22 protein-coding genes are annotated in these 25,246 nt (G+C 72.6%); 7 read left to right on the top strand and 15 right to left on the bottom strand.

Annotated elements, in window-relative coordinates; genetic code table 11:
- Window positions 1-67 precede the first annotated feature (67 nt).
- The 3 genes from ACIGYR_RS19290 to ACIGYR_RS19280 all read right to left on the bottom strand — a co-directional run bounded on the left by ACIGYR_RS19290 (window position 68) and on the right by ACIGYR_RS19280 (window position 3,824).
- Window positions 68-1,888 carry a glycosyl hydrolase family 18 protein gene (locus ACIGYR_RS19290; RefSeq protein ID WP_399597960.1) on the bottom strand — a complete coding sequence of 607 codons (1,821 nt, stop codon included), beginning with the start codon at window positions 1,886-1,888 and terminating at the stop codon, window positions 68-70.
- A 125-nt stretch (window positions 1,889-2,013) separates the two neighbouring features.
- Complete coding sequence (locus ACIGYR_RS19285; protein ID WP_399597962.1) at window positions 2,014-2,655, bottom strand: response regulator; 642 nt, start codon at window positions 2,653-2,655, stop codon at window positions 2,014-2,016.
- Entirely contained in the window at window positions 2,652-3,824 is a 1,173-nt protein-coding gene (locus tag ACIGYR_RS19280; protein ID WP_399597964.1) for a sensor histidine kinase, read from the bottom strand. Before ACIGYR_RS19280 ends, ACIGYR_RS19285 begins: the two co-directional genes overlap by 4 nt.
- Before the next feature lie 151 nt (window positions 3,825-3,975).
- On the opposite strand from ACIGYR_RS19280, the gene ACIGYR_RS19275 reads away from it, so the two are divergent.
- Window positions 3,976-4,521 (top strand): hypothetical protein, encoded by a 546-nt coding sequence (locus ACIGYR_RS19275; protein WP_399597967.1) that lies wholly within the window; start codon window positions 3,976-3,978, stop codon window positions 4,519-4,521.
- Window positions 4,522-4,569: 48 nt separating this feature from the next.
- Here ACIGYR_RS19275 and ACIGYR_RS19270 read toward each other — a convergent pair whose 3' ends face one another.
- The 3 genes from ACIGYR_RS19270 to ACIGYR_RS19260 are packed head-to-tail and all read right to left on the bottom strand — an operon-like array spanning window position 4,570 to window position 6,701.
- Entirely contained in the window at window positions 4,570-5,142 is a 573-nt protein-coding gene (locus tag ACIGYR_RS19270; protein ID WP_391840861.1) for a cob(I)yrinic acid a,c-diamide adenosyltransferase, read from the bottom strand.
- Between the two features lie 13 nt (window positions 5,143-5,155).
- Entirely contained in the window at window positions 5,156-5,905 is a 750-nt protein-coding gene (locus ACIGYR_RS19265; protein ID WP_399597970.1) for an ABC transporter permease, read from the bottom strand.
- Window positions 5,906-5,915: 10 nt separating this feature from the next.
- A complete protein-coding gene (locus ACIGYR_RS19260) occupies window positions 5,916-6,701 on the bottom strand; it encodes an ABC transporter ATP-binding protein (RefSeq protein ID WP_399597973.1) in 786 nt (261 codons plus the stop codon).
- 79 nt (window positions 6,702-6,780) lie between these two features.
- Here ACIGYR_RS19260 and ACIGYR_RS19255 point away from each other — a divergent pair, with 79 nt between their 5' ends.
- From ACIGYR_RS19255 to ACIGYR_RS19240, 4 genes are all read left to right on the top strand, one after another.
- Window positions 6,781-7,422 carry a TetR/AcrR family transcriptional regulator gene (locus tag ACIGYR_RS19255; RefSeq protein ID WP_399597974.1) on the top strand — a complete coding sequence of 214 codons (642 nt, stop codon included), beginning with the start codon at window positions 6,781-6,783 and terminating at the stop codon, window positions 7,420-7,422.
- Between the two features lie 245 nt (window positions 7,423-7,667).
- Window positions 7,668-8,516, top strand: a complete 849-nt coding sequence (locus ACIGYR_RS19250) for a 3-hydroxyacyl-CoA dehydrogenase family protein (RefSeq protein ID WP_399597977.1) — start codon at window positions 7,668-7,670, stop codon at window positions 8,514-8,516.
- Between the two features lie 158 nt (window positions 8,517-8,674).
- Window positions 8,675-8,998: an STAS domain-containing protein gene (locus ACIGYR_RS19245; protein WP_014675024.1), complete on the top strand. Its 324-nt coding sequence runs from the start codon at window positions 8,675-8,677 to the stop codon at window positions 8,996-8,998.
- A 265-nt stretch (window positions 8,999-9,263) separates the two neighbouring features.
- On the top strand, window positions 9,264-11,918 hold the full coding sequence (locus ACIGYR_RS19240) for an ATP-binding protein (RefSeq protein ID WP_399598684.1): 2,655 nt from the start codon (window positions 9,264-9,266) through the stop codon (window positions 11,916-11,918).
- 141 nt (window positions 11,919-12,059) lie between these two features.
- Here ACIGYR_RS19240 and nucS read toward each other — a convergent pair whose 3' ends face one another.
- Window positions 12,060-12,731 carry an endonuclease NucS gene (gene nucS / locus ACIGYR_RS19235; RefSeq protein ID WP_391840871.1) on the bottom strand — a complete coding sequence of 224 codons (672 nt, stop codon included), beginning with the start codon at window positions 12,729-12,731 and terminating at the stop codon, window positions 12,060-12,062.
- A 277-nt stretch (window positions 12,732-13,008) separates the two neighbouring features.
- On the opposite strand from nucS, the gene ACIGYR_RS19230 reads away from it, so the two are divergent.
- Entirely contained in the window at window positions 13,009-13,401 is a 393-nt protein-coding gene (locus tag ACIGYR_RS19230) for an SCO5389 family protein (protein ID WP_399597981.1), read from the top strand.
- A 121-nt stretch (window positions 13,402-13,522) separates the two neighbouring features.
- Here ACIGYR_RS19230 and ACIGYR_RS19225 read toward each other — a convergent pair whose 3' ends face one another.
- Window positions 13,523-14,551 carry an LLM class flavin-dependent oxidoreductase gene (locus ACIGYR_RS19225; RefSeq protein ID WP_391840875.1) on the bottom strand — a complete coding sequence of 343 codons (1,029 nt, stop codon included), beginning with the start codon at window positions 14,549-14,551 and terminating at the stop codon, window positions 13,523-13,525.
- A gap of 222 nt (window positions 14,552-14,773) precedes the next feature.
- Between ACIGYR_RS19225 and ACIGYR_RS19220 the strand changes: the two genes are divergently transcribed.
- A complete protein-coding gene (locus ACIGYR_RS19220; protein WP_391840877.1) occupies window positions 14,774-15,106 on the top strand; it encodes an ATP/GTP-binding protein in 333 nt (110 codons plus the stop codon).
- A gap of 28 nt (window positions 15,107-15,134) precedes the next feature.
- Here the strand turns inward: ACIGYR_RS19220 and ACIGYR_RS19215 are convergent, their stop codons facing one another.
- The 7 genes from ACIGYR_RS19215 to scy all read right to left on the bottom strand — a co-directional run bounded on the left by ACIGYR_RS19215 (window position 15,135) and on the right by scy (window position 25,098).
- Complete coding sequence (locus tag ACIGYR_RS19215) at window positions 15,135-16,016, bottom strand: ABC transporter permease (protein ID WP_399597984.1); 882 nt, start codon at window positions 16,014-16,016, stop codon at window positions 15,135-15,137.
- The gene (locus ACIGYR_RS19210) at window positions 16,013-17,422 is read right to left on the bottom strand and encodes an ABC transporter ATP-binding protein (protein ID WP_399597987.1); all 1,410 of its coding nucleotides are present in this window, start codon (window positions 17,420-17,422) and stop codon (window positions 16,013-16,015) included. Before ACIGYR_RS19210 ends, ACIGYR_RS19215 begins: the two co-directional genes overlap by 4 nt.
- Window positions 17,423-17,553: 131 nt before the next feature.
- Window positions 17,554-18,327 carry an ABC transporter permease subunit gene (locus ACIGYR_RS19205; protein WP_391840883.1) on the bottom strand — a complete coding sequence of 258 codons (774 nt, stop codon included), beginning with the start codon at window positions 18,325-18,327 and terminating at the stop codon, window positions 17,554-17,556.
- 3 nt (window positions 18,328-18,330) lie between these two features.
- A complete protein-coding gene (locus ACIGYR_RS19200; protein WP_399597989.1) occupies window positions 18,331-19,284 on the bottom strand; it encodes an ABC transporter ATP-binding protein in 954 nt (317 codons plus the stop codon).
- Between the two features lie 74 nt (window positions 19,285-19,358).
- Complete coding sequence (locus tag ACIGYR_RS19195) at window positions 19,359-19,619, bottom strand: DUF3253 domain-containing protein (protein ID WP_391840886.1); 261 nt, start codon at window positions 19,617-19,619, stop codon at window positions 19,359-19,361.
- Between the two features lie 413 nt (window positions 19,620-20,032).
- On the bottom strand, window positions 20,033-20,968 hold the full coding sequence (locus ACIGYR_RS19190) for a cellulose-binding protein (RefSeq protein ID WP_399597992.1): 936 nt from the start codon (window positions 20,966-20,968) through the stop codon (window positions 20,033-20,035).
- Window positions 20,969-21,150: 182 nt separating this feature from the next.
- Window positions 21,151-25,098, bottom strand: coding sequence for a polarized growth protein Scy (scy, locus tag ACIGYR_RS19185; RefSeq protein WP_399597993.1), 3,948 nt, complete (start codon window positions 25,096-25,098; stop codon window positions 21,151-21,153).
- Window positions 25,099-25,246: the final 148 nt, after the last annotated feature.

The following is a 25,246-nucleotide window of genomic DNA, read 5'->3' as shown; positions in this document are numbered from 1 at the left end:
TCCACTCCCCCCCGGACGAAGCCGAGGGGGAGCGAATGTGGCTCTGATCGGACCGGGAACGGCCCGACTACAGGTTGTTGCTGATGGCGCTCACCAGCTCGCCGTTGCTGGTGTCACCGCTGAACTCCCAGAAGAAGGCGCCGCCGAGGCCCTGGTTCTTGGCCCACGCCATCTTGCTCGCGATGGTGGCGGGGGTGTCGTACGACCACCAGTTGCTGCCGCAGTGCGCGTATGCCGTGCCGGCGACGGTGCCGGTGGCCGGGCAGGACGACTTCAGGACCTTGTAGTCCTCGATGCCCTGCTCGTAGGTGCCGGCCGCGGGGCCCGTGGCCGTGCCGCCCGGGGCGTCCTGGGTGACGCCGGTCCAGCCGCGGCCGTAGAAGCCGATGCCGATGAGCAGCTTCTTCGCGGGGACGCCGATCGCCTTGAACTTGTTCAGCGCGTCGGCGGTGGTGAAGCCCTCCTTCGGGATGCCGCTGTACGAGGTGAGCGGGGAGTGCGGGGCGGTCGGTCCCTTGGCGTCCCAGGCGCCGAAGAAGTCGTACGTCATCACGTTGTACCAGTCGACGTACTGGGCGGCGCCCGCGTAGTCCGCGGCCTCGATCTTGCCGCCGGCCGAGCCGTCGGCCGTGACGGCGGAGGTGACCAGGTTGGTGGAGCCGAACTTGGCCCGCAGCGCGGACATCAGGTTCTTGTAGGCCGCCGCGCCGCTGGTGTCACAGGTCAGGCCGCAGGCGTTCGGGTACTCCCAGTCGATGTCGATGCCGTCGAAGACGTCGGCCCAGCGCGGGTCCTCGACCAGGTCGTAGCAGGACTGGGCGAAGGCCGCCGGGTTCTTGGCCGCGTCCCCGAAGCCGCCGGACCAGGTCCAGCCGCCGAAGGACCACAGCACCTTGATGTTCGGGTACTTGGCCTTCAGCTGACGCAGCTGGTTGAAGTTGCCGCGCAGCGGCTGGTCCCAGGTGTCGGCGACGCCGCTGACCGACTGGTCGGCGGTGAACGCCTTGTCGTAGTCGGCGTAGGAGTCACCGATGGCGCACTTGCCGCCGGTGACGTTGCCGAAGGCGTAGTTGATGTGCGTGATCTTGGCGGCGGAGCCGGACGTCACCAGGTTCTTGACGTTGTAGTTGCGGCCGTAGATGCCCCACTCGGTGAAGTAGCCGAGCTTGACCTTGTCACCGGTGGGCGGGGGAGTGGTGCCGCCGCCGGTGGTGTGCACCTTGACCGCGCCGCTGGCCGGTCCGGTCTGGTCGGCGGTGTCACGCGCCTGCACGGTGTAGGAGTAGTCGGTGCCGGCGGTCAGGGCGGAGTCGGTGTACGACGTGGTGGTGACCGTGGCGACCTTGGTGCCGTCGCGGAGCACGTCGTAGTTCTTGACGCCCTTGTCGTCGGTGGCCGCGCTCCAGGCGAGCTTCACCGAGGTGTCGGTGACGGAGGAGGCGGTCGGGGTGCCGGGGGCGGAGGGGGCCGCGTCACCCGGGACCGTCGTGCCGTCGCAGCTGTCGCCGTTCAGCTTGCAGTTGGACGGGGAGCCGGGGCCCGCGCCGTTGAAGCCGAAGGAGACGGAGGCGCCGGGGGCGATGGTGCCGTTGTAGGACTTGTTCTTGGCGGTCCAGTGGGTGCCGGATCCGGTGACGTCCGCGTCCCAGGCGGAGGTGACCGAGGTGCCGGAGGGGAAGTCCCACTCGACGGTCCACGAGCTGATGCTGCTGGTGCCGGTGTTCTTGACGGTCCACTGACCACCGAAGCCGGTTCCCCAGTCGCTGGTCTTGGTGAAGCTCGCCGTCGAGCTCGTCGCGGCCTGGGCGGGGCCCGCGAGACCGACCAGGCCGGCCAGGGGGAGCAGCAGGGTCGCGAACCCTGCCGCGGCTCTGTGTCTGAAGCGCATGCTGCGCCTCCCTCGTCATTGGGGATGTCAGGGGCATGACTGAGCCTTCACGCCCCACGGTGCTGCGAGGGTAGAAAGGTCTGGACCACAGGTCAATAGGTCTGGACCACTCTGGGGGCGCCTCGTCAGAGACCCAACTCCCTGGCCAGTACCGCCGCTTGCACCCGGCTGCGCAGCTCCAGCTTGGCCAGCAAGCGGCTGACGTGCGTCTTCACCGTGCCCTCCGCCATGTTCAGCCGGGCCGCGATCTCCGCGTTCGACAGCCCTTCGCCGATACGGCCCAGCACCTCCCGCTCCCGCCGGGTGAGGCCCTCCAGCACGGCCGGATCGGCCTCCGCTCCCCGGGCGGGCGCCGCGGCGAACTCGGCGATCAGCCGCCGGGTCACGGCCGGCGCGACCATCCCCTCCCCCCGCGCCACCGCCCGCACCGCGTCCAGCAGGTCCTTCGCCTCGGTGTTCTTCAGCAGGAACCCGGCCGCCCCCGCCCGCAGCGCCCCGAACACGTACTCGTCGAGGTCGAAGGTGGTCAGCACGAGGACGTCCGCGAGCCGCTCGGCGACGATCCGCCGGGTCGCGGTCACCCCGTCCAGACGAGGCATCTGAACGTCCATCAGGACGAGGTCCGGCCCCAGGTCCCGGGCCAGCTCGACCGCCCGCTCGCCGTCCTCCGCCTCACCGACCACCTCGATGTCCGGCGCGCTGCTAAGGATCAGCACCAGCCCGGCGCGTACGGCGGACTGGTCCTCGGCGACCAGGACACGGATCATGCGGGGTCTCCTTCGCTGAGCGGAAGTTCGGCACGCACGGCCCACACACCGTCCTCGGCGCCGGCCTCGAACCGGCCGCCGAGCAGTGCGGCCCGCTCGCGCATCCCGGTGAGCCCGGCGCCCGAGCCGGGGGCGCGCGGCCGGTCACCGGGCCGGTACGGGCTGGTCACCCGTACCCACAGGGAGCCACCCTCCTGCCGCAGCCCGACCAGCACCGGCCCGTCCGCCGCGTGCTTGAGCGCATTGGTCAGCGACTCCTGCACGATCCGGTACGCGGCCAGCTCGACCGGCGCGGGCACCTCACCGTGCCCGGTGTCCAGGCGGACGTCCAGGCCATGGGCGCGGAACCCCTCGGCCAGGGCGCCGAGGCCGTCGAGTGTGGGCGATGCCAGGGGCTCCCGGTCACCGGAGCCGTCCCGCAGGAGGCCGATCAGCCGCCGCATCTCGTCCAGCCCCGCCACGCTGTTCTCCCGGATCACCGTCAGGGCCCGCGCGGAGGTCTCCGGGTCGTCCAGGGACAGGGCGGCCGTGGAGTGGATGGCGATGGCGGACAGATGGTTGGCGACCATGTCATGCAACTCCCGTGCCACCCGCGCCCGTTCGGCGGTCACTGCCTGGGTCCGGTCCATCTCGGCCAGCAGCGCGGTCTGTTCGGCGCGCAGCCGGGCGGCCTCGGCGGCGTCGCGGTGGTTGCGCACGAGCGCGCCGGTGCTGGCGGGGGCCAGCGCGATCACCCCGACGCCCACCCCGATCAGCAGCCCCTGCGGATCACGCAGGAGCGCCGCGGGGACGACACCGCCGAGGACCGTCAGCATCCCGGTGATCCACGGGATGCGGCGCGCGGAGGCCGGGGTGCCGTACAGGACGGCCGCGTACACCAGGTCGGTGTAGAGCACGACGGTGACGATGCTGCCCGGGGTCACCGTGTCCAGGACCAGCGCGGCGGTGCCGATCAGCAGTCCGGTGCGCGGCCGGACGCGGCGCAGCGGCTCGCAGGCGGCGGTGACGGCCAGCGGCACCAGCGGGGCCCAGGGCGCCTGCCACAGCACGACGCTGTCCGAGGACGGGCGCGGATGGATGCCCAGTGCCCACAGCAGCACACCGCCGAGCAGTCCGCCCACGGCGATCCACAGGTCGTCGCGGTGCGGGCGGGGGAGTGGGCGGGACATGCCCCTATCCAACACGGCTGCCCGGCAACCCGCCTGCACCCGGGGAAGGGTGCCGGACTGCGACTTTCGCTTACGGCGGGTTCGTCCGGGACGACGACGAGAGCGGCGCGGCGGGCCGGGAGGCTGGAAGGGTGGACGAGGGGAGCGAACCGTGATCGTCGGAATGGTCATCGCCTGTGAGGTGGCGTTCTGGGTGCTGCTGGCGGCCGGACTGGCGTTCCGGTACGGGCTGCGGATGCCGCGCACCGGCCTGGCGCTGCTGCTGTGCGAGCCACTGCTGGAGATCGTGCTGTTCACGGTCACGGCGATCGACTTGAAGAACGGCGCCGAGCCCGACTGGCGGCACGGCCTCGCCGCCGTCTACATCGGGTTCACGGTGGGCCTCGGACACTCCACCGTCACGTGGGCGGACGCCCGGGTGGCCCACCGCTTCGCCGGCGGGCCGCCCCCGGTGAAGCCCCCGAAGTACGGCACGGCCCGCACCGTCCACGAGTGGAAGGTCGCGGCCCGCTGGATCCTGGCCTCGGTCGTCGCCCTGGCCCTGCTCCAGGGCGCGGTCTGGTACGTCGGCGACGACGGTGACACCGGCTCGCTGCGGGCGTGGCAGACGCGCATGCTCTGGGTGATCGGCATCAACGTCGTCATCGCCGGCAGCTACACGCTGTTCCCGAAGAGGGGACCGGCCGGGCAGCGCTGACGACCGGGCCGGCCACCACAGGGCACCCCACCCGAGCCGGGGACCGGATCAGCGCTCTCCGCCCGGCACCCACAACACGTCGCCGGCCTCCCCGTTGGCGCTGCGGGCCAGGATGAACAGCAGGTCCGAGAGGCGGTTGAGGTAGGTCGCGGTCAGCGGGTTCATCGTCTCGCCGTGCACCTCCAGGGCAGCCCAGGTGGAGCGCTCGGCCCGGCGTACGACCGTGCACGCCTGGTGGAGGAGGGCCGCACCCGGGCTGCCGCCCGGGAGGATGAAGGAGCGCAGCTTCTCCAGCCGCTCGTTGAAGCGGTCGCAGTCCGCCTCCAGCCGGTCGATGTAGAACTGCTCCACCCTCAGCGGCGGGAACTCGGGGTTCTGCACCACCGGCGTCGACAGGTCCGCGCCCACGTCGAACAGGTCGTTCTGGACACGGGTGAGGACCGCGGCGGTCTCCGCCTCCAGGCCGCCCAGCGCGAGCGCGGTGCCGATCACCGCGTTGGCCTCGTTGGCGTCGGCGTAGGCGGAGATCCTCAGGTCCGTCTTGGGTACCCGGCTCATGTCACCCAGGCTGGTGGTGCCCTGGTCGCCGGTCCTGGTGTAGATGCGCGTCAGATTGACCATACGGCCAGCGTAGTTACGCTCCGGCCGTCCGGAACACCCGAGTGCCCGCCGTCACAGCCAGCGCCGCGAAGCCGACGGCGACCAGGACGCCGTGGAGCATGTGCGCGCTCGTGTACTGGCCGACGTAGGCGTCGCGGACGGCGTCCACCAGATAGCGGAACGGGACGAAGTGCGAGAGCACGTCCAGCCAGGCGGGCGCGAGCGACATCGGGAGCATCAGCCCGGACAGCAGCATCGACGGCATCGACACCATGTTGATCAGCGGGCCGAACTCCTGCGGCGTGCGGACCCTCATGCCGAGCGCGTACGACACCGAGGCCAGCGAGAGCGTGAGCAGCGCGACGAAGGCGAAGCCGATCAGGACCCCGGCCAGCGGCGCGCGCAGGCCCATCACCAGCGCCGCCAGCACCAGCAGCACCGCCTGGAAGACGAACACCGTGGCGTCCCGCAGGACCCGGCCGAGCAGCAGGGCGAGCCGGCTGACCGGGGTCACCCGCATCCGCTCCACCACCCCCTGGCCCTTCTCGATGATGACCGTGAACCCGGCGAACAAGGCTCCGAACAGGCCCAGTTGCAGCAACAGCCCGGGGACCAGCACCTGCCAGGAGCTGCCCTCGCCGCCCAGCGGCAGACTGGTGAGCAGCGGGCCGAAGAAGAGCAGATGGAGCAGGGGCGTCAGCACCCCGAAGAGCAGGGCGAAGCGGGAGCGCAGGGACTGGCGCAGATAGCGGCCGTAGATCAGGGCCGTGTCGTGAAGCAGCATGTTCGCGGTCCTATACGGCGACGGGTGCGGTGTCGGCCGGGGAGGGCCCGCGGCCGGTGATGGCGAGGAACGTGTCCTGGAGGGTGGCGTCGAGCGAGCCGCCATGGCGCAGCCGGAGCGCGCTCGGGGTGCCCTCCGCCGCGACCGTGCCCCGGTCGACGATCACCAGACGGTCGGCGAGGGCGTCGGCCTCGTCCAGGTAGTGGGTGGTCAGGAAGACGGTCGTGCCGTGCTCGTCGCGCAGTCGGCGGACCAGGTCCCACAGATCGGCGCGGCTGCCGGGGTCCAGGCCGGTCGTCGGCTCGTCCAGGAACAGCACCTTCGGGCGGTGGGTGAGGGCCATCGCGATGTCGAGACGGCGGCGCTGGCCTCCGGAGAGCGCGCCGGTCCTGCGGTCCAGGAGCCCGGTGAGGTCCAGCTCCCGGGCGAGTTCCCCGGCCCTCGCGACCGCCTCGGCCCTGGACAGCCGGTACATCCGGCCCTGGGTGACCAGCTCCTCCCGGACGGTGATCTGCGGGTCGACTCCGCCGGCCTGGGCGACATAGCCGCTGGCCCGGCGCACCCCGGCCGGATCGGTCGTCAGATCGCAGCCGGCGACGGTGGCCGCGCCTCCGGTCGGCTTCAGCAGGGTGGTGAGCATGCGCAGGGTGGTGGTCTTGCCGGCGCCGTTGGGGCCGAGGAACCCGAGGATCTCGCCCTCGTGGACGGTGAGGTCGACGCCGCCGACGGCGTCGACGGGTCCGGCTTTGGTCCGGAAGGTGCGGGCGAGGCCCGCCGTACTGATGACTGCTGCCATGCACCCAGAAAAACAGAGTCCCTTAAATTTTGCAATGACACCAAGTTTTCAGTGGGTCCAGCGAAGTTAGGATGCGGGCATGGCAGAGGGGCTCAGGGAGCGGAAGAAGCGGCAGACCCGGCAGCACATCTCGGATGTCGCCACCTGGCTGTTCGTGGAGCGCGGGTTCGACGCGGTGACGATGGCGGAGATCGCCGAGGCCGCCGACGTCTCCGTCAACACCGTCTACAACTACTTCCCCGCCAAGGAGGACCTCTTCTTCGACCGCTCGGCCGGCATGGTCGACCGGCTGGCCCGCTGGGTGCGGGGCCGCCCGCGAGGGGAGTCGGCCGCCGCCGCGGTCCTGCGCGAGCTGCGCGAGGAGGTGGAGGCCGTCTCGCCCCGGGTCGGCCTGTTCCCCGGATACGCGGCCTTCATGAAGGTCGTCGAGGAGGCGCCCGCCCTGCGCTCCCGGCTGTGGGCGATGGCCCAGGAGGTCCAGGCCAACCTGGCGGAGACGCTGCGCGAGGAGACCGGCGCCGCGGACGACGACGAGCTGCCGGACCTGATGGCCGGTCAGATCGGCTGGGTGCACAGCACGATCATGGCGGTCATCGGGCGCGAGATGGTCAAGGGGCGCGAAACGGACGAAGTGTCACGAGAGGTGCTCGTTCTCCTCGACGACATCGAGGACCTGCTGAGCGAGCGGGTCCTGCACTACGCTGTCCGGAAGGCGCCCTGAGCGTGCCGGCCCCGGCCCACGAGGCGCCAACCGGCGCTGACTCGCGGGCAATTGCCCATCCGGCCGCCGTCGCCGCGAGCCCGCGGGACCGGCCGGCGGGAGAACGGCCGAGTCCGTCGAACAAGACGTGACCGGCGTCTCACGCCCTGAGACCGTGACACGCGTTACTAACCGCTCACACAGCGCCGCCAGAGCGCTAGGGTCCGCCGGGGAAGCAGACTTGGAGCGCGTTCAAGGGAGTCGGAGTGGCACGGAAGCTCGCCGTCATCGGGGCCGGTCTCATGGGTTCCGGCATCGCTCAGGTCGCCGCACAGGCGGGCTGGGAGGTCGTCCTGCGGGACGTCACCGACGAGGCACTGAAGCGCGGCACCGACGGCATCAAGGCCAGTTACGACAAGTTCGTCGGCAAGGGCCGGCTGGCGGCCGAGGACGCCGAGGCCGCCCTCGCGCGCATCACCCCGACCACCGACCTGGACGCCGCCGCCGACGCGGACGTCGTCGTGGAAGCCGTCTTCGAGAAGCTGGAGGTCAAGCACGAGATCTTCCGCGCGCTCGACAAGATCGTGCGCGAGGACGCCGTGCTCGCCTCCAACACCTCCGCCATCCCGATCACCAAGATCGCGGCGGTCACCGAGCGCCCCGAGCGGGTCGTCGGTGTGCACTTCTTCTCGCCGGTGCCGATGATGCAGCTCGTCGAACTCGTCCGCGGCTACAAGACCAGCGACGAAGCCCTCGCCACCGCGCGGGAGTTCGCCGAGTCCGTCGGCAAGACCTGCATCGTCGTCAACCGCGACGTGGCCGGTTTCGTCACCACCCGGCTGATCTCCGCCCTCGTGGTCGAGGCCGTCAAGCTCTACGAGTCCGGCGTCGCGACCGCCGAGGACATCGACCTCGCCTGCAAGCTGGGCTTCGGCCACGCCATGGGCCCGCTCGCCACCACCGACCTCACCGGCGTGGACATCCTGCTGCACGCCACCGGCAACATCTACACCGAGTCCCAGGACGAGAAGTTCGCCCCGCCGGAGCTGATGCGCCGGATGGTGGACGCCGGTGACATCGGCCGCAAGAGCGGGCAGGGCTTCTACAAGTACTGAGTCAACCCGTTCACGGACAATCACCCCGGGAGTGTCACTCCCAGGGGTGAATTCGGTATCGGTTCGCTTACAAGCAGCAACCGCACCGCCACCCGCACAGTCAGACGTTGCACAGCACCGTCACCGAGTACGCCAACCGCACTCAACGGGGAGCGCATATGCACATCAGGGGCGACCACGCCGAGCTGGTCGTCGGGGGCCGCCTCGACGTTCGCAGCGCGGCGGACGCCCGTACGGCCCTGCACTCGGCCGTCGACACCGGAGTCGGCGACCTGGTGCTCGACCTGTCCGAACTGGACTCCTGGGACGCCACCGGCCTCGGCGTGATCATGGGGGCCCACCGGCGGGCCGGCCGCTGCGGGCGCCGCCTGGTGCTGCGGGGCGTGCCCCCGCAGATGCAGCGCCTGCTGGTGGCCACCCGGCTGCACCGCATCCTCGCCATCGAGGGCGGCATCGGGGTGGAGTCGCTGCCCCGCGTGTGAGGCGCGCCCGGCGGTGAGCCGGGTGACACGGGAGCGGGCGCGTCCCCGAAACGCACAGCGGGGGCAATCCTCCTGAGATCGTGACGTCTCGGACCGCATGGCACCCCGCCCTGTCGGAGATACTGAGTGAAGGTTTAGGGTGCGGTCGCCCGCCACCTCGCAACCCTCGACCGAGCGGGCCCGGACCAGAAGCGACAGCGCGGTGTGCGAAAAGGCCGGGAGGGCCGGAACACGGGCACACGACGCTTTTGGGGGACTGGAATCCATGGACCCGATCGACCCGATCACCCCGGGACCCGAGGAGCACGGCCAGGCGCACAGCCGCCGCCCGTCCCGGGACCCCCTCACCTCCGACTTCGCCCCCGGCTCGCCCGCGCCCGCCCGAATGGCGCAGTTCGTCGCCGGTGACCTCCAGGTGACCGTCAATCCGGTCGACGGCAGCGAGATAGAACCCTGCCCGCCCGCCGAGCGTCCCGGCGTGCCCCGCAAGCGCACCGCCGACGAGCGTGCCGGGACCGGACGAGCCGCCCACCCGCCCGTGCCGCCCGGCCCCGCACAGCCCGCGCTGTCCCTGCTGGAACGCCAGGACGAGCGCGAACGTCTGGCCCGCCTCCTCGCCCGCGGCCGTTCGGTCCGCCTCACCGGGCCGGCCGGCTCCGGCCGCACCGCCCTGCTCGACCTGGTCGCCGAGGACTGCCTCGATCTCGCCCCCGACGGCGTGGTCCGCCTCAACGGCTTCCACCGGGCGCCCGGTGACCTCCTGCACGACCTGTTCCACACCGTCTACGACGCCCCCCGATACCGCCCGGACCGGGACGAACTGGTCGCCCGCGTCCGGGAGATCGGCGCGGTCGTCGTCCTGGACGACCTGGAGTTCGGCGGCGCCGCGCTGGACGAACTGCTCGACGCCACCCCCGAGTGCGCGTTCCTGTTCGGTGCCACCCCCGACGTGCCCGCGCCCTCCGCCGAGTCGGAGGTCGAGGAGGTCTTCCTCGCCGGCCTCGACCGTGCCGCCGGCGTGGAGATCCTGGAGCGGACCGTCGGCCGGGTGCTCACCGAGGAAGAGGCCAACTGGGCCGGGGACCTGTGGTTCGAGTCCGAGGGACTGCCCCTGCGGTTCGTTCAGGCCGGCGCCCTGCTCCGGCAGCGCGACCAGCTGCGGGCCAGCGCCGGCGCGGTGGACGAGTACGGCGTCTTCGAGGACGTACGCCCGGCCGCGGACCTGCCCGCGGGTCTGGAGGCGGACCCCTCCGCGGACTTGGCGGAGGACGTTCCGCTGCCGCCTCTCGGCGAGGCCGCGGCCCCCGCTCCGCTGCTCGCCTCCCGGCTCACCCCCTCCGCCCGCGCCGCCCTGCGCTTCGCGGTCGCCCTCGGCGGCGAGATACCCCACCAGGCGCACCTGCCCGCGCTCATCGGCGACACCCATGCCGACGCCTCCCTCGGTGAGCTGGTGAGCTGCGGCCTGGTCTCCCCGGTCGGCTCCCGTTACCGGCTCGCGGCCGGCGTACTGACCCAGCTGGAGGCCGCCGGATACGCCGCCGACGCCGCCGAGCGCGCCCTCACCGCCGCCCAGCACTACGCCTGGTGGGCCGGACACCCCTCGGTCACCCCGGAACGGGTGTGCGCCGAGGCCGACGCGGTCCTGGCCGCGCTGGCCGCCGCCGTACCGCGGACCTCCCCGTCCGCCGAGGGCGAGGAGAGCGGCGCCGTGCGGCTGGCTCGCACGGCCGCGCCCGCCTTCGCCGCCGGACTTCACTGGAGTGCCTGGGAGCGGGCCCTGCGGTCCGGCGCGGAAGCCTCCCGGCTGGCCGGCGAGGTACCTGATCAAGCCTATTTCCACCACGAGTTGGGCATCCTCGCGCTCTGCGCCGGACAGCTGGACCGGGCCCGTGCCGAACTGGAGGCGTCGGGCGGGCTGCGCGGCGCCCTCGCCGACAAGCGGGGCGCGGTCGCCGGCCGCCGGGCGCTGGCCCTGCTCGCCGACCGCGCCGGCGAGGCGCCCGGGCTGCCGGTGTCGGCGGTGGCGGAGGAGGTGCCGGAGGTACGGCAGGACGAGCCCGCACCGGTGCCGTACGTCCCCGCGGGCGACACCCTGGTCACCCAGCAACTGCCGCGGGCCGGGGCGCGGAGCGGCGGCATCCGGGGCGTGGTCCGGCGCAACCTGGTGGCGGTCGGCTCCGGCGCGCTGCTCGCCGCCGTGCTCGGCACGGTCATCACCCTCGGCATGTCGTCCGACCCGGACGGCGACCGGAACCCGGCAGGCAAGGTCGAGGTCAACCCGTCGGCGAGCCAGGGCCTGGAAGACGGCGGTACCGGCGCGGACCCGACCGACACCACGGGGGACGGCGGCACCGGCACGGCCGCCGTCCGACCGACCTCACCGGGGCCGGACGGCACGTACGGCACGGCGGACGACCCGGCGCCGCCGGCGAACACGGCCCAGCCGTCGGAGAGCGTCGCCCCGGCCGGCTCCGGCTCGCCCTCCGGCTCACCGTCCAGGTCGCCCGAGCCGTCGGGGCCGACCGGCTCGTCGAGCGGTTCGTCGGGCGGCGGTACGACGGGGGGCTCGACCGGTGGCACGGGCAGCGGCGGCCCCACGGGCGGTACGGACACCGGCGGTTCGACGGGTACGTCCACCGGCGGCACCGGTGGCACCGGTGGCACCGGCGGTGACGGCGGCAGCGGCGGCGCGGCCGGCGGCACCACCGGCACGACGGGCGGCGCGACCGGCGGAGACTCGGCGGGCGGTACCTCCACGGGCGGCAGCACGGACGGCACGACGGGCGGCACCACGGGCGGCGAAAGCGGCGGAACGACGACGGGCGGCACGGACACCGGCACGACCGGCTCCGCCGGGGGCACGTCAAGCACCGCATCGGCCCCCCAGACCCCGCCGGGAACACCGGACGCGGTGATCTGACGGCACGGGGGTGACGGGCACGGCCGGATCGCACCGCGCGCCCCGGTGCGGCCGGCGCCGGGACGGAATCGGGTGTCCGGGATGGGGCCGGTCGGGATCGGGTGGGGGAGGGTGGAGTGTCGGGAGTCGGCCGGGCGCGGGTCAGAAGAGGCGGAGTTTGTCGTCCTCGATGCCGCGTAGGGCGTTGTAGTCCAGGATCTGGCAGTTGATGCCCCGGTCGGTGGCGAGGACGCGGGCCTGGGGCTTGATCTCCTGCGCGGCGAAGACACCACGGACCGGCGCCAGGTGCGGGTCGCGGTTCAACAGCTCCAGGTACCGGGTGAGTTGCTCCACACCGTCGATCTCACCCCGGCGCTTGATCTCGACCGCGACCGTCTGGCCGGCGGCGTCCCGGCACAGGATGTCCACCGGGCCGATCGCGGTCATGTACTCGCGCCGGATGAGCGTGTAACCCTCGCCCAGCGTCTCGATGCGGTCGGCGAGCAGCTCCTGAAGGTGCGCTTCCACGCCGTCCTTGATCAGACCGGGGTCCACACCGAGTTCGTGCGAGGAGTCGTGGAGGATCTCCTCCATCGTGATGATCAGTTTCTCGCCCGCCTTGTTGACGACGGTCCACACGCCCTCGTCCTCGCCCGCGCCCTCCTTCAGCGCGCAGGGCGGCGACATCCAGTTGAGGGGCTTGTAGGCCCGGTCGTCGGCGTGGATGGAGACGCTGCCGTCCGCCTTGACCAGGATCAGGCGGGGCGCCGAGGGCAGGTGGGCGGTGAGCCGGCCGGCGTAGTCGACCGAGCATCGGGCAATGACGAGACGCATGGTCGGCAACGCTACTCGACGCCCGCAGGTGCGCGCGATCCGCCCGTCCCGCTCCCTGTGGATCGCACCATTTGTCCCTTGAGACTCTTGTTCATCCCTGGCCGATTGTGGGCGTAACGGGACCGTTCCATATACCCATTCTGCTGGTGTGGTCACCGACCGTTGCCTACGGTAGGGAACGGGAGGTTGCGGCCCATGTACTGAGCGTGTTCGAAATCGCGAACTCCCCTATCTGTCCGGCAACCCCCGGCTGTTCGGGGGTGCGAGAGGAGAACCCATGTCGCTCGACGTCTCACCGGCCCTACTCGAACAGGCCGAGCGAGGCGAGGTCGACGAAGCAGCATTCGTCGACTGCGTCCGGACCTCCCTGCCCTACGCGTGGGAGATGATCAGCTCCCTGGTGGCCCAGCTGAAGGTGGACGGCGGATCCTTCGCCGACAACCAGACGCCCCCGCCGGACGAGCAGGCACGCGGTCAGCTGCTGCGCGCGCTCGCGAGTGACGCCATCCGCGGCGCGCTGCAGCGGCACTTCGGTGTGCGGCTGGCCTTCCAGAACTGCCACCGCGTGGCGGTGTTCCCGCTGGACGACTCGGTGGACGAGACGTTGGCCCGCTTCACGTCGGTGCGCAGCCAGTTGCTGAACCAGTCGCCGGAGCTTCGGGACTGCTGACGCTCGGCCGCGGCACGGGCCGAGACCGGGACGGAGAGCCGTCGGCTTGCCGCTCCACCCGCGGGAGGTGCATTCGTTACTGGGGCGGCAAGCCCCCCAGGTGGCCTGCGCGTCGGGGCGGTCAGCGCAGTTGGGGCAGCACCTCGGCGCCGAGACGCCGTAGGTTCTCCTCGGTGGCCGCGAGATCGCCCGAACCCTCCACCAGGAGGGCGAAGCGGGAGATGCCGGTGCGCTCCGAGGTGGCCGCGAGCCGGTCGGCGGCGAGCTGCGGGGTACCCACGGGGTGCAGTCCGCAGAGGAGTTCGGTGTAGGCGTACGGGTCGCGCATCGCGCGCGCCCGTCCGTCCACCGTCACATGGGCCGCGAGCCCCTGCCTCAGCCAGCCCGGCATCGCCTTCAGCAGCGTCTCCGCCGCGTCCGCGCGGCGGTCGGCGAGCTGGCAGACCCCGGCCGAGACATGGGCGGCACCCGCGATCTCCTCGGCCGTCCGGCCCGCCGCGCGGGCGCAACGCCGCCACAGGGCGACCATCTCGGCCTTCTCCTCGTCCCCGACGTGCATGCCGAGCAGCATCGGCAGCCCGCGCTCGGCGGCCAGCCGGACGCTCGCCGGTGAGGTGCAGGCGAGGACGACCTCGGGGCCGGGGGCGTCCGTCAGGGCCTCCGAGGGACGGGGTACGACCGGTACCTCGCGGAAGGAGAACCGCTCGCCGGAGGCCGCCACGGCCGGTTCGCTCAGCCAGCGCAGCAGCAGATCGAGCGACTCCGGGAACCCCTGTTCGTACGCCTCCAGGCCCGTGCCGAACACCTCCAGGTCCACCCAGGGGCCGCCGCGTCCGACGCCCAGCGTGAACCGTCCGCCGCTGGTCAGGTGCAGCAGTGCCGCCTGCTCGCCGAGGGCGACCGGGTGGGCGGTGGGCAGGACGCTCACCGCCGTGCCGACCCGGATGCGGCGGGTGCGGCCCAGCAGCAGCGCGGCCAGCGTGACCGCGGACGGGCATGTGCCGTAGGGCACGAAGTGGTGCTCGGCCAGCCATACCGCGTCCAGGCCGGCCTGCTCGGTGACCTCCGCCGAGCGGACCGCCCGGTGCAGCGCCTCTCCCGGACCCTGGCCCGGGAACTGGGCGGCCAGCACAAAACTTCCAACGCGCATCGCATTTCCTGCTTCCTTGGCTCCGACTCGGAGCTCCCCCACCGGGCATAACCGTCTGACACGTGCGCAGGACACGGCTTGGCGGAGAGATTTGCGGATTGTCTGCAGAATGAGTCGCCCTTGAGGGGGACTTGTACCGGTTGGTTCCGTACGCGTACCCCACTCGGCGGCGCGTAGGCTGGATGCAGCCCGTGCTTCCTGTATAGCCCCGAGAGGTGCCCCGTGTCCCCGCGTCGTAACCGACCGAAGGCAGCCGGATCGTCGGGCCGGAGCGCCGAGGACGACCGAACCGGCCGGTACGGCGGCTGGCAGTCCACCGAGAGCTGGCACGGCGAGGACTGGAGCGTACGGCATGTCGCCGGGGCCGGCGCGCAGGGCAAGACCTACCGCTGCCCCGGCTGCGACCAGCTGATCGCCTCCGGCGTCCCGCACGTGGTGGCGTGGCCGGAGCACGCGGGCGTCGACGACCGCCGGCACTGGCACAAGGCATGCTGGAACGCGAAGGACCGCCGCACCACGCGGGTGCAGCGGTCCCGTAACGCGCCCAGGTTCTAGGGCGCCGGCGCCCCGGAAACGGCGGGCGTCACACGTCCCGGCTCTGGAGCAGGGCGTACGCGCCCGCGTACACCGCCGCCGTCAGGCCGATGATGATCCACAGCGGGTCCCAGCCGGACGGGCCGGACTCGCTCAGGGAGTTGGCGTAGAAGACGCTCAGCTGGTTGGGGATCGAGTACTCGAACAGCCACTCGCGCACCTTGTTGAGCGACTCCGTCGCCATGAACAGCGCGAGCACCAGCGGCGCCAGCAGCACGCCGATCATGATGGTGATGGCGCCCGCGGAGTGCCGGATGACCGAGCCGATGAGCAGCGAGAGCAGCCCGAGCAGCGCGAGGTAGAGGCTGACGCCGACGGTGGCCTTGAACCAGTCCCCGCCGGTGGGGGTGCGGGCGGCGGTGCTCTCCAGCATGGACGCCTGGACCATGGCCACGAAGCCGGACGTGACCAGGGTGACGACGAAGGCGACGCCGAAGAACACGATCGACTTGGCCGCGAGCACCCGGGCCCGGCTGGGGCACGCGGTCATCGTCGTACGGACCATGCCCGTGCCGTACTCCGAGGCCGTGGTCAGCACGCCGAGCGTGATGATGCAGATGCTGCCGAGGAGCAGGCCGAAGAAGCCGAACGACAGCGGGTTCTCGCCGGTCAGACTCTCGGAGTCGGAGTTGGAAGCGACCAGCGAGCCGGCCAGCAGGCCGACGCCGGCGACGAGCAGCACGAACACACCGAGCGTCCACATCGTGGAGCGCACCGACTTGATCTTCGTCCACTCCGAGGCCAGCGCGTGGCCGAGGTGGGTGCGCACGACCGGGATGGGGGAGGTGTAGCCGGGGTACGGCCCACCGGGCGCCGCTTGCCAGTCGGGCGCGGCCGGGGCCTGCGGCATCGGGGGCTGGTGGGTGCTCATCGGGCGTCCTCGGGCTGGGTCGGGTCAGCGGGGGCGGTGGCGGTACCGGCGGCGGGCGCCGGGGGAGCCGTGGCGGGTGCCGGCTGCGGGGCGGGCGTCGCGGCGGGAGCCGGCGGGGCGGCGGAGGCCGCCGGAGCGACGGCCGGGGTGGCGGCCGGGGCCGCGGGAGCCGCCTTGGTCAGGGCCGGCGGCTGATCCTGCGGCGCGGGGGCGGCCGCCGGGGCCTGCGCGGGCTGCTGAACCGGGGCGCTCGGCTGAACCGGGGCGCCCGGCTGGGCGTACGGGTTGGCCGCGTCCGTGCCGGGAGCGCCGTACCCGCCCGCCTGAGCGCCGCCGTACGGGCCCGCGGGCGGGGCCGGCATCGTGAAGGGCTGCCCGCCCTGCTGGGGCGGCGGCGGGGCGTACCAGCCCGGCTGGCCCTGCCCGGGCACCGGCACCGGCGGGTGCGCGCCGGGCGGCAGCGGCTGCTGCAGGCCGGTCTTCTGGTCGACGGTCGAGCGGTAGTCCACGGCGCCCTGCGTCATCCGCATGTACGCCTCCTCCAGCGACGCCTGGTGCGGCGACAACTCCCACAGACGGACGTCCGCCTCGTGCGCGAGGTCGCTGATGCGGGGGAGCGGCAGTCCGGTCACCCGGAGCGCGCCGTCCTGCTCCGGCAGGACATGGCCGCCGGCCTCGGTGAGCGCGGAGGAGAGCTTCTCGCGCAGCTGCGGGTCGGTGTCCGGGGTGCGCACGCGCGCGAAGTCCGCGGAGTTGGCCGAGATGAAGTCCTTCACGCTCATGTCGGCGAGCAGCTGTCCGCGCCCGATCACGATGAGGTGGTCGGCGGTCACCGCCATCTCGCTCATCAGATGGGAGGAGACGAAGACGGTACGGCCCTCGGCCGCGAGCGCCTTCATCAGGTTGCGGACCCAGAGGATGCCCTCGGGGTCGAGGCCGTTGACCGGCTCGTCGAAGAGCAGCACCTGGGGGTCGCCGAGCAGCGCGGCGGCGATGCCGAGGCGCTGGCCCATGCCGAGCGAGAAGCCCTTGGAGCGCTTCTTGGCCACACCCTGGAGGCCGACGACGCCGAGCACCTCGTCCACGCGCCGGGCCGGGATGCCCGACAGCTGGGCGAGGCTCAGCAGGTGGTTGCGGGCGGTCCGGCCGCCGTGCACGGCCTTGGCGTCGAGCAGCGCGCCGACCTGCCGGGGGGCGTTGGGCAGTTTGCGGTACGGGTGGCCGCCGATGGTGACCGACCCGGACGTGGGGTTGTCCAGCCCGAGGATCATCCGCATCGTCGTGGACTTGCCCGAGCCGTTCGGCCCGAGAAAACCGGTGACGGCTCCCGGCCGCACCCGGAAGGAAAGGTTGTACACGGCGGTCTTGTCGCCGTAGCGCTTGGTCAGGCCGACAGCCTCGATCATGCTCCGCACCCATCGAAAGGTTCAGGACAGCGGGGCACACGCCCCCGTAAGGGTTAGGAGGATATCGAGGCGCTGACGGTTCCGCCCAAGAGAGGGTAAAGCCCGAGCACTACGCCGGGTGACCGCCGCGTCTACTGGGCGTCCCGGCGCCTGAGGAGGACGTAGCCGCCCGCCAGCGCGGCGATCACCCACAGCGCCATGATCCCGAGTCCGGCCCAGGGCCCGTAGGGAGTGTCGTCCCCCACCCGGGGCACCACCTGCATGATCCGGCTGCCCGCCTGGTCCGGCAGGAACCGGCCGATCTTCTTCGTGGCGTCCACGTTGCCGAGGATGTTGGAGATCAGGAAGAAGAACGGCATCAGGATGCCGAGGGAGAGCATGGGTGAGCGCAGCATCGCGGCGACCCCCATGGAGAACATCGCGATCAGCGTCATGTACAGCCCGCCGCCGAACACCGCGCGCAGCACGCCCGCGTCGCCGATGCCCGCCCGGTGGGAGCCGAGCATCGCCTGGCCGAGGAAGAACGCGGCGAAGCTGGTGACCACGCCGACGACCAGAGCGAGCGCCGCGGCCACCGCGACCTTGCCGGCGAGGAAGATCTCGCGCCGCGGCACGGCGGCCAGCGAGACCCGGATCATGCCGGTGCTGTACTCGTTGGAGACGACCAGCACCCCGAACACGATCATGGCGAGCTGGCCGAGGGTCATGCCGGCGAAACTGATGACCGTGGGGTCGAAGGAGAGCCGCTCCCGCACGGGCATGTTGCGGTACTGACTGTTCGTCAGTGCGGAGATCAACGTCCCGAGGGCGACGGTGACCACCAGGGCCAGCGACAGTGTCCACACAGTGGACGCCACCGACCTGATCTTGGTCCACTCCGAGCGGATGACCTGGACGGCCGCCATGGTTCAGGCCCCCTTCCAGCCGGTGCCCCAGTCCTGCGGGGCGGGACCCTGACCGGTCTGCGCGTGGTACTCCACCGATTCCGCCGTCAACTGCATGAACGCCTCCTCCAGTGAAGCCTGCTGCGGGCTCAGCTCGTGCAGCACGAGCCCGTACCGCGCGGCCAGCTCACCGATCTGCTCGGCCTTGCCGCCCGCCACCTCCAGTGCCCCGCCGCCCGCCTCCACGACGGTGATCCCGGCCTGGTGCAGTACGTCGAGCAGCCGCTCGCGCTGCGGGCAGCGGATCCGCACATACGACCGCGAGTTCGCCCGGATGAAGTCGGCCATGGAGGTGTCCGCGAGCAGCCGCCCCTGCCCGATGACCACCAGGTGATCGGCGGTCAGCGCCATCTCGCTCATCAGATGGCTCGACACGAACACCGTCCGCCCCTGCGTGGCCATCGATTTCATCAGGTTCCGGATCCAGTGGATGCCCTCCGGGTCGAGTCCGTTCACCGGCTCGTCGAACATCAGGATCCGCGGATCCCCGAGCAGCGCCCCGGCGATACCCAGCCGCTGCCCCATGCCCAGCGAGAACCCCTTCGCCTTCTTCCGGGCCACGGAGGTGAGACCGACGGTCTCCAGTACCTCCGCCACCCGGCTCCTGGGGATCCCGTTGCTCTGCGCGAGGCACAGCAGATGGTTGTAGGCACTCCGGCCGCCGTGCATCGCCTTGGCGTCCAGCAGGGCGCCGATGTACGTCAACGGGTCCTTGAGCCGGTCGTAGTGCCGGCCGTCGATCCGGACGTCACCGGCGGTGGGGCGGTCGAGCCCGAGGATCATCCGCATGGTCGTCGACTTCCCGGCGCCGTTGGGTCCCAGAAACCCCGTCACGATGCCCGGACGGACCGAGAAGGTGAGGTGGTCGACCGCCACCTTCTCGCCGTACCGCTTGGTCAGTCCCGCCAGCTCGATCATGCGGCCACGCTAAGACGGGCTGTGGACGGCTGCCACTTGAGCGGCCGGCGGCGTCCGCGGGCCGGGCTCTCGGGTCAGCTCGGACGGCGGATCCGGATGGGCCCACGGGCGTGGGCGGGGTCGACGGGGTCGCCGTGCTGGGTGATCTCCACCTGACCTTCGGCGGCGAGCCGGGCCGCGGCCCGGCGGACGGGCTCCATCAGCGCGCGCCAGCCCTCGTCCACGGAAGGGTGCACCGCACGGGCGACGTCCGAGGGACACACCGACGCCCCCGGCGCCCGCCGGTCGAGCAGATCGAGGATGGCGTCTTCGAGGGACCGGCCGCCGTTCGGCATACGAGGCACCCCTTCCCGGCGGGAGGGCCGCGCGCCGAACCGGTACGGTCCGGCCGCCGAGGCCCCGCACTCCTTCCCTCAGGCTACGCGCCGCCCCACCCGGGACACGGAACTCGCGGCCACCGGCGTCCGCCGTGCGGCGGGGGGCGCGGCCCCGGCGTTCGCCGTGCGCGGGGGGCGCGGCCCCGCCGTTCGCCGTGCCTCGGGGGTCGTGGCCACCGACGTCCGCCGTACCGCCGGGGGTCGTGGCCACCGGCGTTCGCCGTGCCTCGGGGGTCGTGGCCACCGACGTCCGCCGTACCCCCGGGGGGGGCGCGGCCCCGGCGTTCGCCGTGCCGCCGGGCCCGCGCACGCGAGAGGGGCGGCGGGACCGGTCCCACCGCCCCCCTCGGGGTGCGTACGACTACCCGGACCTACCGGGACTGCTGCGCCGGAACGCCCCGGGAGATCGGCTCGTCGTCGGCCGGCGTGCCGGCCGCGGCCACCGCGGCGCCGGTCAGCGTGGCGAGCATCTCGCGGACGTTCGTCAGCTGGGCGTTGATGCTGTCGCGGCGGTTGGTGAGCGCCGCCAGCTCCCGCTCGGATTCCGAACGGATCCGGTCGGCCTTGGCGTTGGCGTCGGCCACGATGTCCTCGGCCTGGCGCTGCGCGGTCTCCACCGTCTGGCGGGCCCGGCGCTCGGCGTCGGTGCGCAGCTTCTCCGCCTCCAGGCGCAGCTGCTCGGCCCGGTGCTCGATCTCGGCGAGGCGCTTCTCGGCCTTCTGCTGACGCGAGGCCAGGTCGCGCTCGGACTGTTCGCGGCGCTTGGCCAGGTTGGTCTCGAAGTCGGCGGCGGCCTGCGCGGCCTTGGCGCGGGTCTCCTCGAAGAGGGCGTCCGCCTCCTCGCGCTTGGACTGCGCGTCCTTCTGCGCCTCGGTGCGCAGCTGGGACGCGTCGGCCTTGGCCTTCTCGACGATCCGGACGCCCTCGTCCTCGGCCTTGGCCTTGCGCTCCGCGGCGTAGGACTCGGCGTCGTTGCGGACCTGCTGGGCCGCCGACTCGGCGAGGTCGCGGTGCTGTTCGGCCGCCCGCCGGGCCTCCTCACGAAGCTCCTTGGCCTCTTCCTCGGCCAGGCGCAGGATCTTCTCGACCCGCGCGCCGAGACCCGCGTACGACGGCTCTGCGTCGGATACCTGGGCCTGGGCGTTCTGCGTCTCGAGGTGGAGCTCCTCGATGCGCTTCTCCAGGGCGGTGATGCGGGCGAGAGCGCTGTCACGGTCGGAGACGAGCTTGGAGATACGTTCGTCCACCTGAGCGCGGTCGTACCCACGCCGCACAAGCTCGAAGCCGTAGGGGGAAGTGTCGCTCATGGGGTTCCTGTCGAATGAGACCGGTGAGGTGATAAGGGGAATCCTAGGGGCCGAAGCGGTGTGTCATCGAGCGGATACGGTTTTGATCTGGAGAATGGCACCTCTTTTGAGTGGCTGACCGTCGGACGGCTTGCCAAGAGTCGGGCAAAGCCCCCAGAAGACAACGGAACGTACGTCGCCCGCTAGCTCTCTGACGACTTGCCACCCGATCGGGGGGCGCCCACGGTGGCGCCCGCCTTGACTCCGCTGTCCTTGCCGGCCGAGGGCGCCTCGAAGGACTCCAACGCCTCCAGGACGTCCTGGACCCGGGAGATCTCGGTGTTGATGTCCTCGCGCCGGCGCACCAGGATCTCCAGCTCCCGCTTGCCCTCCTCGACCGTGCGCCGGGCCTCGCGGATGGCCTCCGCCTTCAGCTCCTCGGCCTCCTTGATCAGGCGGGCCTTCTTCTGCTCGGCCTCCTTGAGCAGCCCCTCCGCCTTCTTGACCGCGGCGATGCGCACCTTCCCCGCCTCGGAGCTCGCCTCCGAGACCATCTCCTTGGCCTTCGCCTCGGCCTTCTCCAGCTGCTCCTCGGCGGCCTTGATGAGCGCGTCGCAGCGGTCGCCGGTGGACTTCATCGTCTCGGCGGCCTCTCGGCGGGCCCGCTCGTGCAGCTCCTCGATCTCGGCGGTGACGCGGTCGCGCAGCTCCTCCGCGCGCTCCCTGATCGCGGTGGCGTCCCGGCGCGCGCCGACCAACAGCTCGTCCGCGTCCGTACGGGCCCTCTCCACCCGCGCGTTGCCCTCGATGGTCGCCTCGGAGACGATCCGGTCGGCCTCGCTGCGGGCAGCGCCGACCATCGTGTCGGCCTGCGACTCGGCGTCCGCGGTGGTCTTCAGCGCCTGCTCCTGCGCCTCGCCGAGCAGCTTGTCGACCTCGGCCGTGGTCTCCGTGATGAGCTTGTCGACCTGCTCGGCCGCCTCGGAGCGCCGCTTGTTGGCGTCCTTGCGGACCTCGTCCAGGGTCCGTTCGGCCTCCTCGCGCGCGGAGTTGACGAGCCGTTCGGCCTCGGCCTCCGCCTCCGCCTTGAGCCGCTCGGCGTCCGCCCGCACCCGCTCGGCGTGCGCCTGCGCGGAGCCCACGGTCTCGGCGGCCTCGGCACGCAGCCGTTCGGCGTCGCCGGTGGCGTCCCCGATGAGCTGCTCGGCGTTCGCCACCGCCTCCGCACGGACCCGGTCCGCCTCGGTGAGCGCCTCGGCGCGCACCCGCTCGGCCTCGGCGGCGGTCTCGGTCTGGAGCCGCTCGGCCTCGGTGAGGGCCTCGGTGCGCACCCGGTCGGCCTCCGCGACCGTCTCCGTCTGCAGTCGCTCGGCCTCGTTGCGGGCCTCGGTGATGAGGGTGTCGGCCTGGGTCGCCGCGTCCGAACGGATGCGGTTGGCGTCCTCCCGGGCGTCCGCCCGGGTACGGGAGGCCGCCTGGTCGGCCTCGGCGAGCGCGTCCGACGCCTCGGTGCGCACCCGCTGGGCGTACTCGCCGGCATCCGAGCGCAGCCGCTCGGCCTCGGCGATCGCCTCCGCCATCGTCCGCTCGGCCAGCGCCTTGGCGGCCTCCGACTCCTCGTTCGCCGCGCGCCGGACCCGGGAGGCGTCCTCGCTCGCCCGCTCCCGCTCGGCATAGGCGTCGGCGCGGACCCGGTCCGCCTCCTCCTCGGCCTCCCGCTTCGTACGGTCCGCCGCGTGCTCGGCGGCCGAGCGCAGCCCGGCGATCTCCTCCTGTGCCTGCTCGTGCAGCCCGGCGACGGAGTCCCGGACCTGCTGGGCGTGCTGCTCGGCGGCGGCGACCATCTCGGTGGCGCGCCGGTCGGCCTCCTCCACCAGGCGGGTGGCCTCGGCCTGCGCGTCCTCGACCCGCTTGCGGGCGGAGGCCAGCAAATCCTCGCTCTGCTCGCGGGCCCGCTGCCGCTCCTGGTCGGCCTCCTCACGGGCGGCGCCGAGGAGTTCCTCGGCCTCGCGGCGGCGCCGTGCGGCCTCCTCCTGAGCGGCGGCCAGCGTCTCGGACGCCTCCGTGCCCAGCCGTTCGGCGGCGGCCTGCGCCTCCGCGCGGACCCGGTCGGCGGTGTCCTGGGCCTCCACCTTCAGCCGCTCGGCCTCGGCCGCGGCCTCCGAGCGCAGCCGTACGGCGATGGCCTCGCCCTCGGCACGGGAGACGGACGCGTCGGACGCCGCCTCGTCGCGCAGCCGTTCGGCCTCGGTCTCGGCCTGCTGCCGGAGCGTACGGATCCGCTCGGCGGACTCCGCGCGCAGCCGCTCGGCCTCCTCGGCGGTCTCCCGGCGGATCCGGGCGGCCTCCTCGCGGGCGTCGGCCAGCGCCTGCTCGGCCGAGGCCAGCCGCTCCTGCGCGTCCGTCTGGAGGCGGGTCAGCTCCTCGGCGGCCTCGCCGCGGCGGGCCTCGACGGCCCTCTCGGTCTCCTCGCGCAGCTCCCGCGCGGCCTTCTCGGCGTCCGACCTGGTCGTCTCGGCCTGCTCGGCGGCCTCGGCGCGCAGCCGCTCGGCCTCCTTACGGGTGCGCTCCAGGGTCTCCTCGGCCTGCCGGCGCAGACCGGTGGCGCGCTCGATGGCCTCGGTGCGGACCTTCTCGCTGTCGGCGGTCGCGGTCTTCCGCAGCTCGTCGGCGTCCGCCTTGGCCTTGGCCAGCAGTTCCTCGGCGGACTTGGCCGCCTCCTCGATCTGCGCGACGGCCTCGCGGCGGGCCTCGGCGCGGATCGACTCGCCCTCGGCGACCGCGTCGGCGCGCAGCTGCTCGGCCTCACCGCGCAGCCGGCGGGCCTCCTCCTGCAACTCGACCGTCTTGGCGCGGTACTCCTTGGTGTCGTCCTTCGCCGCGCCCTTGAGCTGCTCGGCGATGTCGTGCGCCTCGGCGCGCAGCCGGTCCGCCTCGGTCTCGGCCTCCGTGCGGATCCGCTCGGCCTCCTCGGCGGCGGCCCTGGTGGTCTTCTGGGCGTCCTCCGACGCCTTGTTCAGGACGTCCTCGGCGGTGCGGGCCGCCTTGGACAGCTGGCTGGCCGTCTCCTCGGCGGTGATCGAGCGGGCCTTCTCGGCGGCCTCGGCGACGATCTTCTCGGCCTCGGCGCGGGCGTCGGCGACCAGATGCTCGGCCTCGGACTTGGTGCTCTCGGCCTCCTTGGTGGCCTCCTCGACCAGCCGGGCGACCTGCTCCTTGGCGGTGCGCGTCCGCGTCTCGTTGGCGGCCTCGGCGCTCGCGAGGGCCTTGGCGGCGGCCTCCTTCGCCTCCGTGACCACCTTCTCGGCCTCGGTCTGCGCCTTGCGCAGCGCCTCCTCGGCCGCCGTCATCCGCTCCTCGGCGGCCCGGCTCAGCTCGGTGGCCTGCCGACGGGCGGCGTCGGACTCGCCGACCGCGTCGGTCCGCAGCCGCTCGGCGTGCTCGGTGGCCTCCTGCGCCTGCGTGGAGGCCGCGTTCAGCAGCCGCTCGGCGTCCGTGCGGGCCCGGCGCAGGATCTGCTCGGCCTCCGCCCGGGCGGCCTCGGCGTCGCTCTGCAGCCGCTCGCGGGCCTCCCGGGTCAGCCGCTCGGCCTCGGCGCGGGCGGCGGCCATGGCCTGCTCGGCCTCGGCGCGCGACTCGTCGAGCAGCCGGCGTGCCTGCTGCTCGGTGCGGGCGCGCAGCTGCTCCGCCCAGGCCACGTTCTCGTTGACGTGCGACTCGACGGTGGAGCGGCGCTCGGCCAGCTCCTGGTCGAGCTGCTGGCGCCGGGTCACCGCCTCCTGGTGCAGCTCCGCCTGGAGCCGGGCGGCCTGCTCGGCGTGCTCCTGGAGGATGCGCTGGGTCTGCGCGCGGGCCTGGCTCAGCTCCCGCTCGGCGTCCTGGCGCAGCTGCTCGGCCTGCATCTGGGCATTGCGGAGCAACTGCTCGGCCTGGTAGCCGATGTCACCGCCGTCGTAGGCGGGCCGGGTCATGAGGGTGCGCCGCGCCTCGTGCAGCTTGGCGCGCAGCACCTCGACCTGGTAGCCGAGGTCCTCGGCGTGCTGGATCGCCTTTTCCCGCTCGGTCTTCAGCCGCTTCATCTCGGCCTCGAACCGAGAGAGGTGGTCGACGTCAGCCGCCGGCTCTCGCTCCTGGCTCTCGTAGCCCCGCACTGCGCGGTCCCATCCGTCCCCTGGTGAGCTTCTCCAACGAGCACCGTCCATCGGCCGGACGGGGCCCCCGGGGAATGGTGTCAGATCAACGGCGGAGCACGGGCTGCTGCCCCGACGCTCGTCCCCCGAAACCCGGACCCCGGCATGC

The sequence above is a fragment of the Streptomyces sp. NPDC053076 genome (genome assembly GCF_044546845.1).
In the GTDB taxonomy this organism is placed as follows: Bacteria; Actinomycetota; Actinomycetes; order Streptomycetales; family Streptomycetaceae; genus Streptomyces.
Note: the sequence above shows the minus strand (reverse complement) of the source record. Positions and strands in the feature narration are given on the sequence as shown.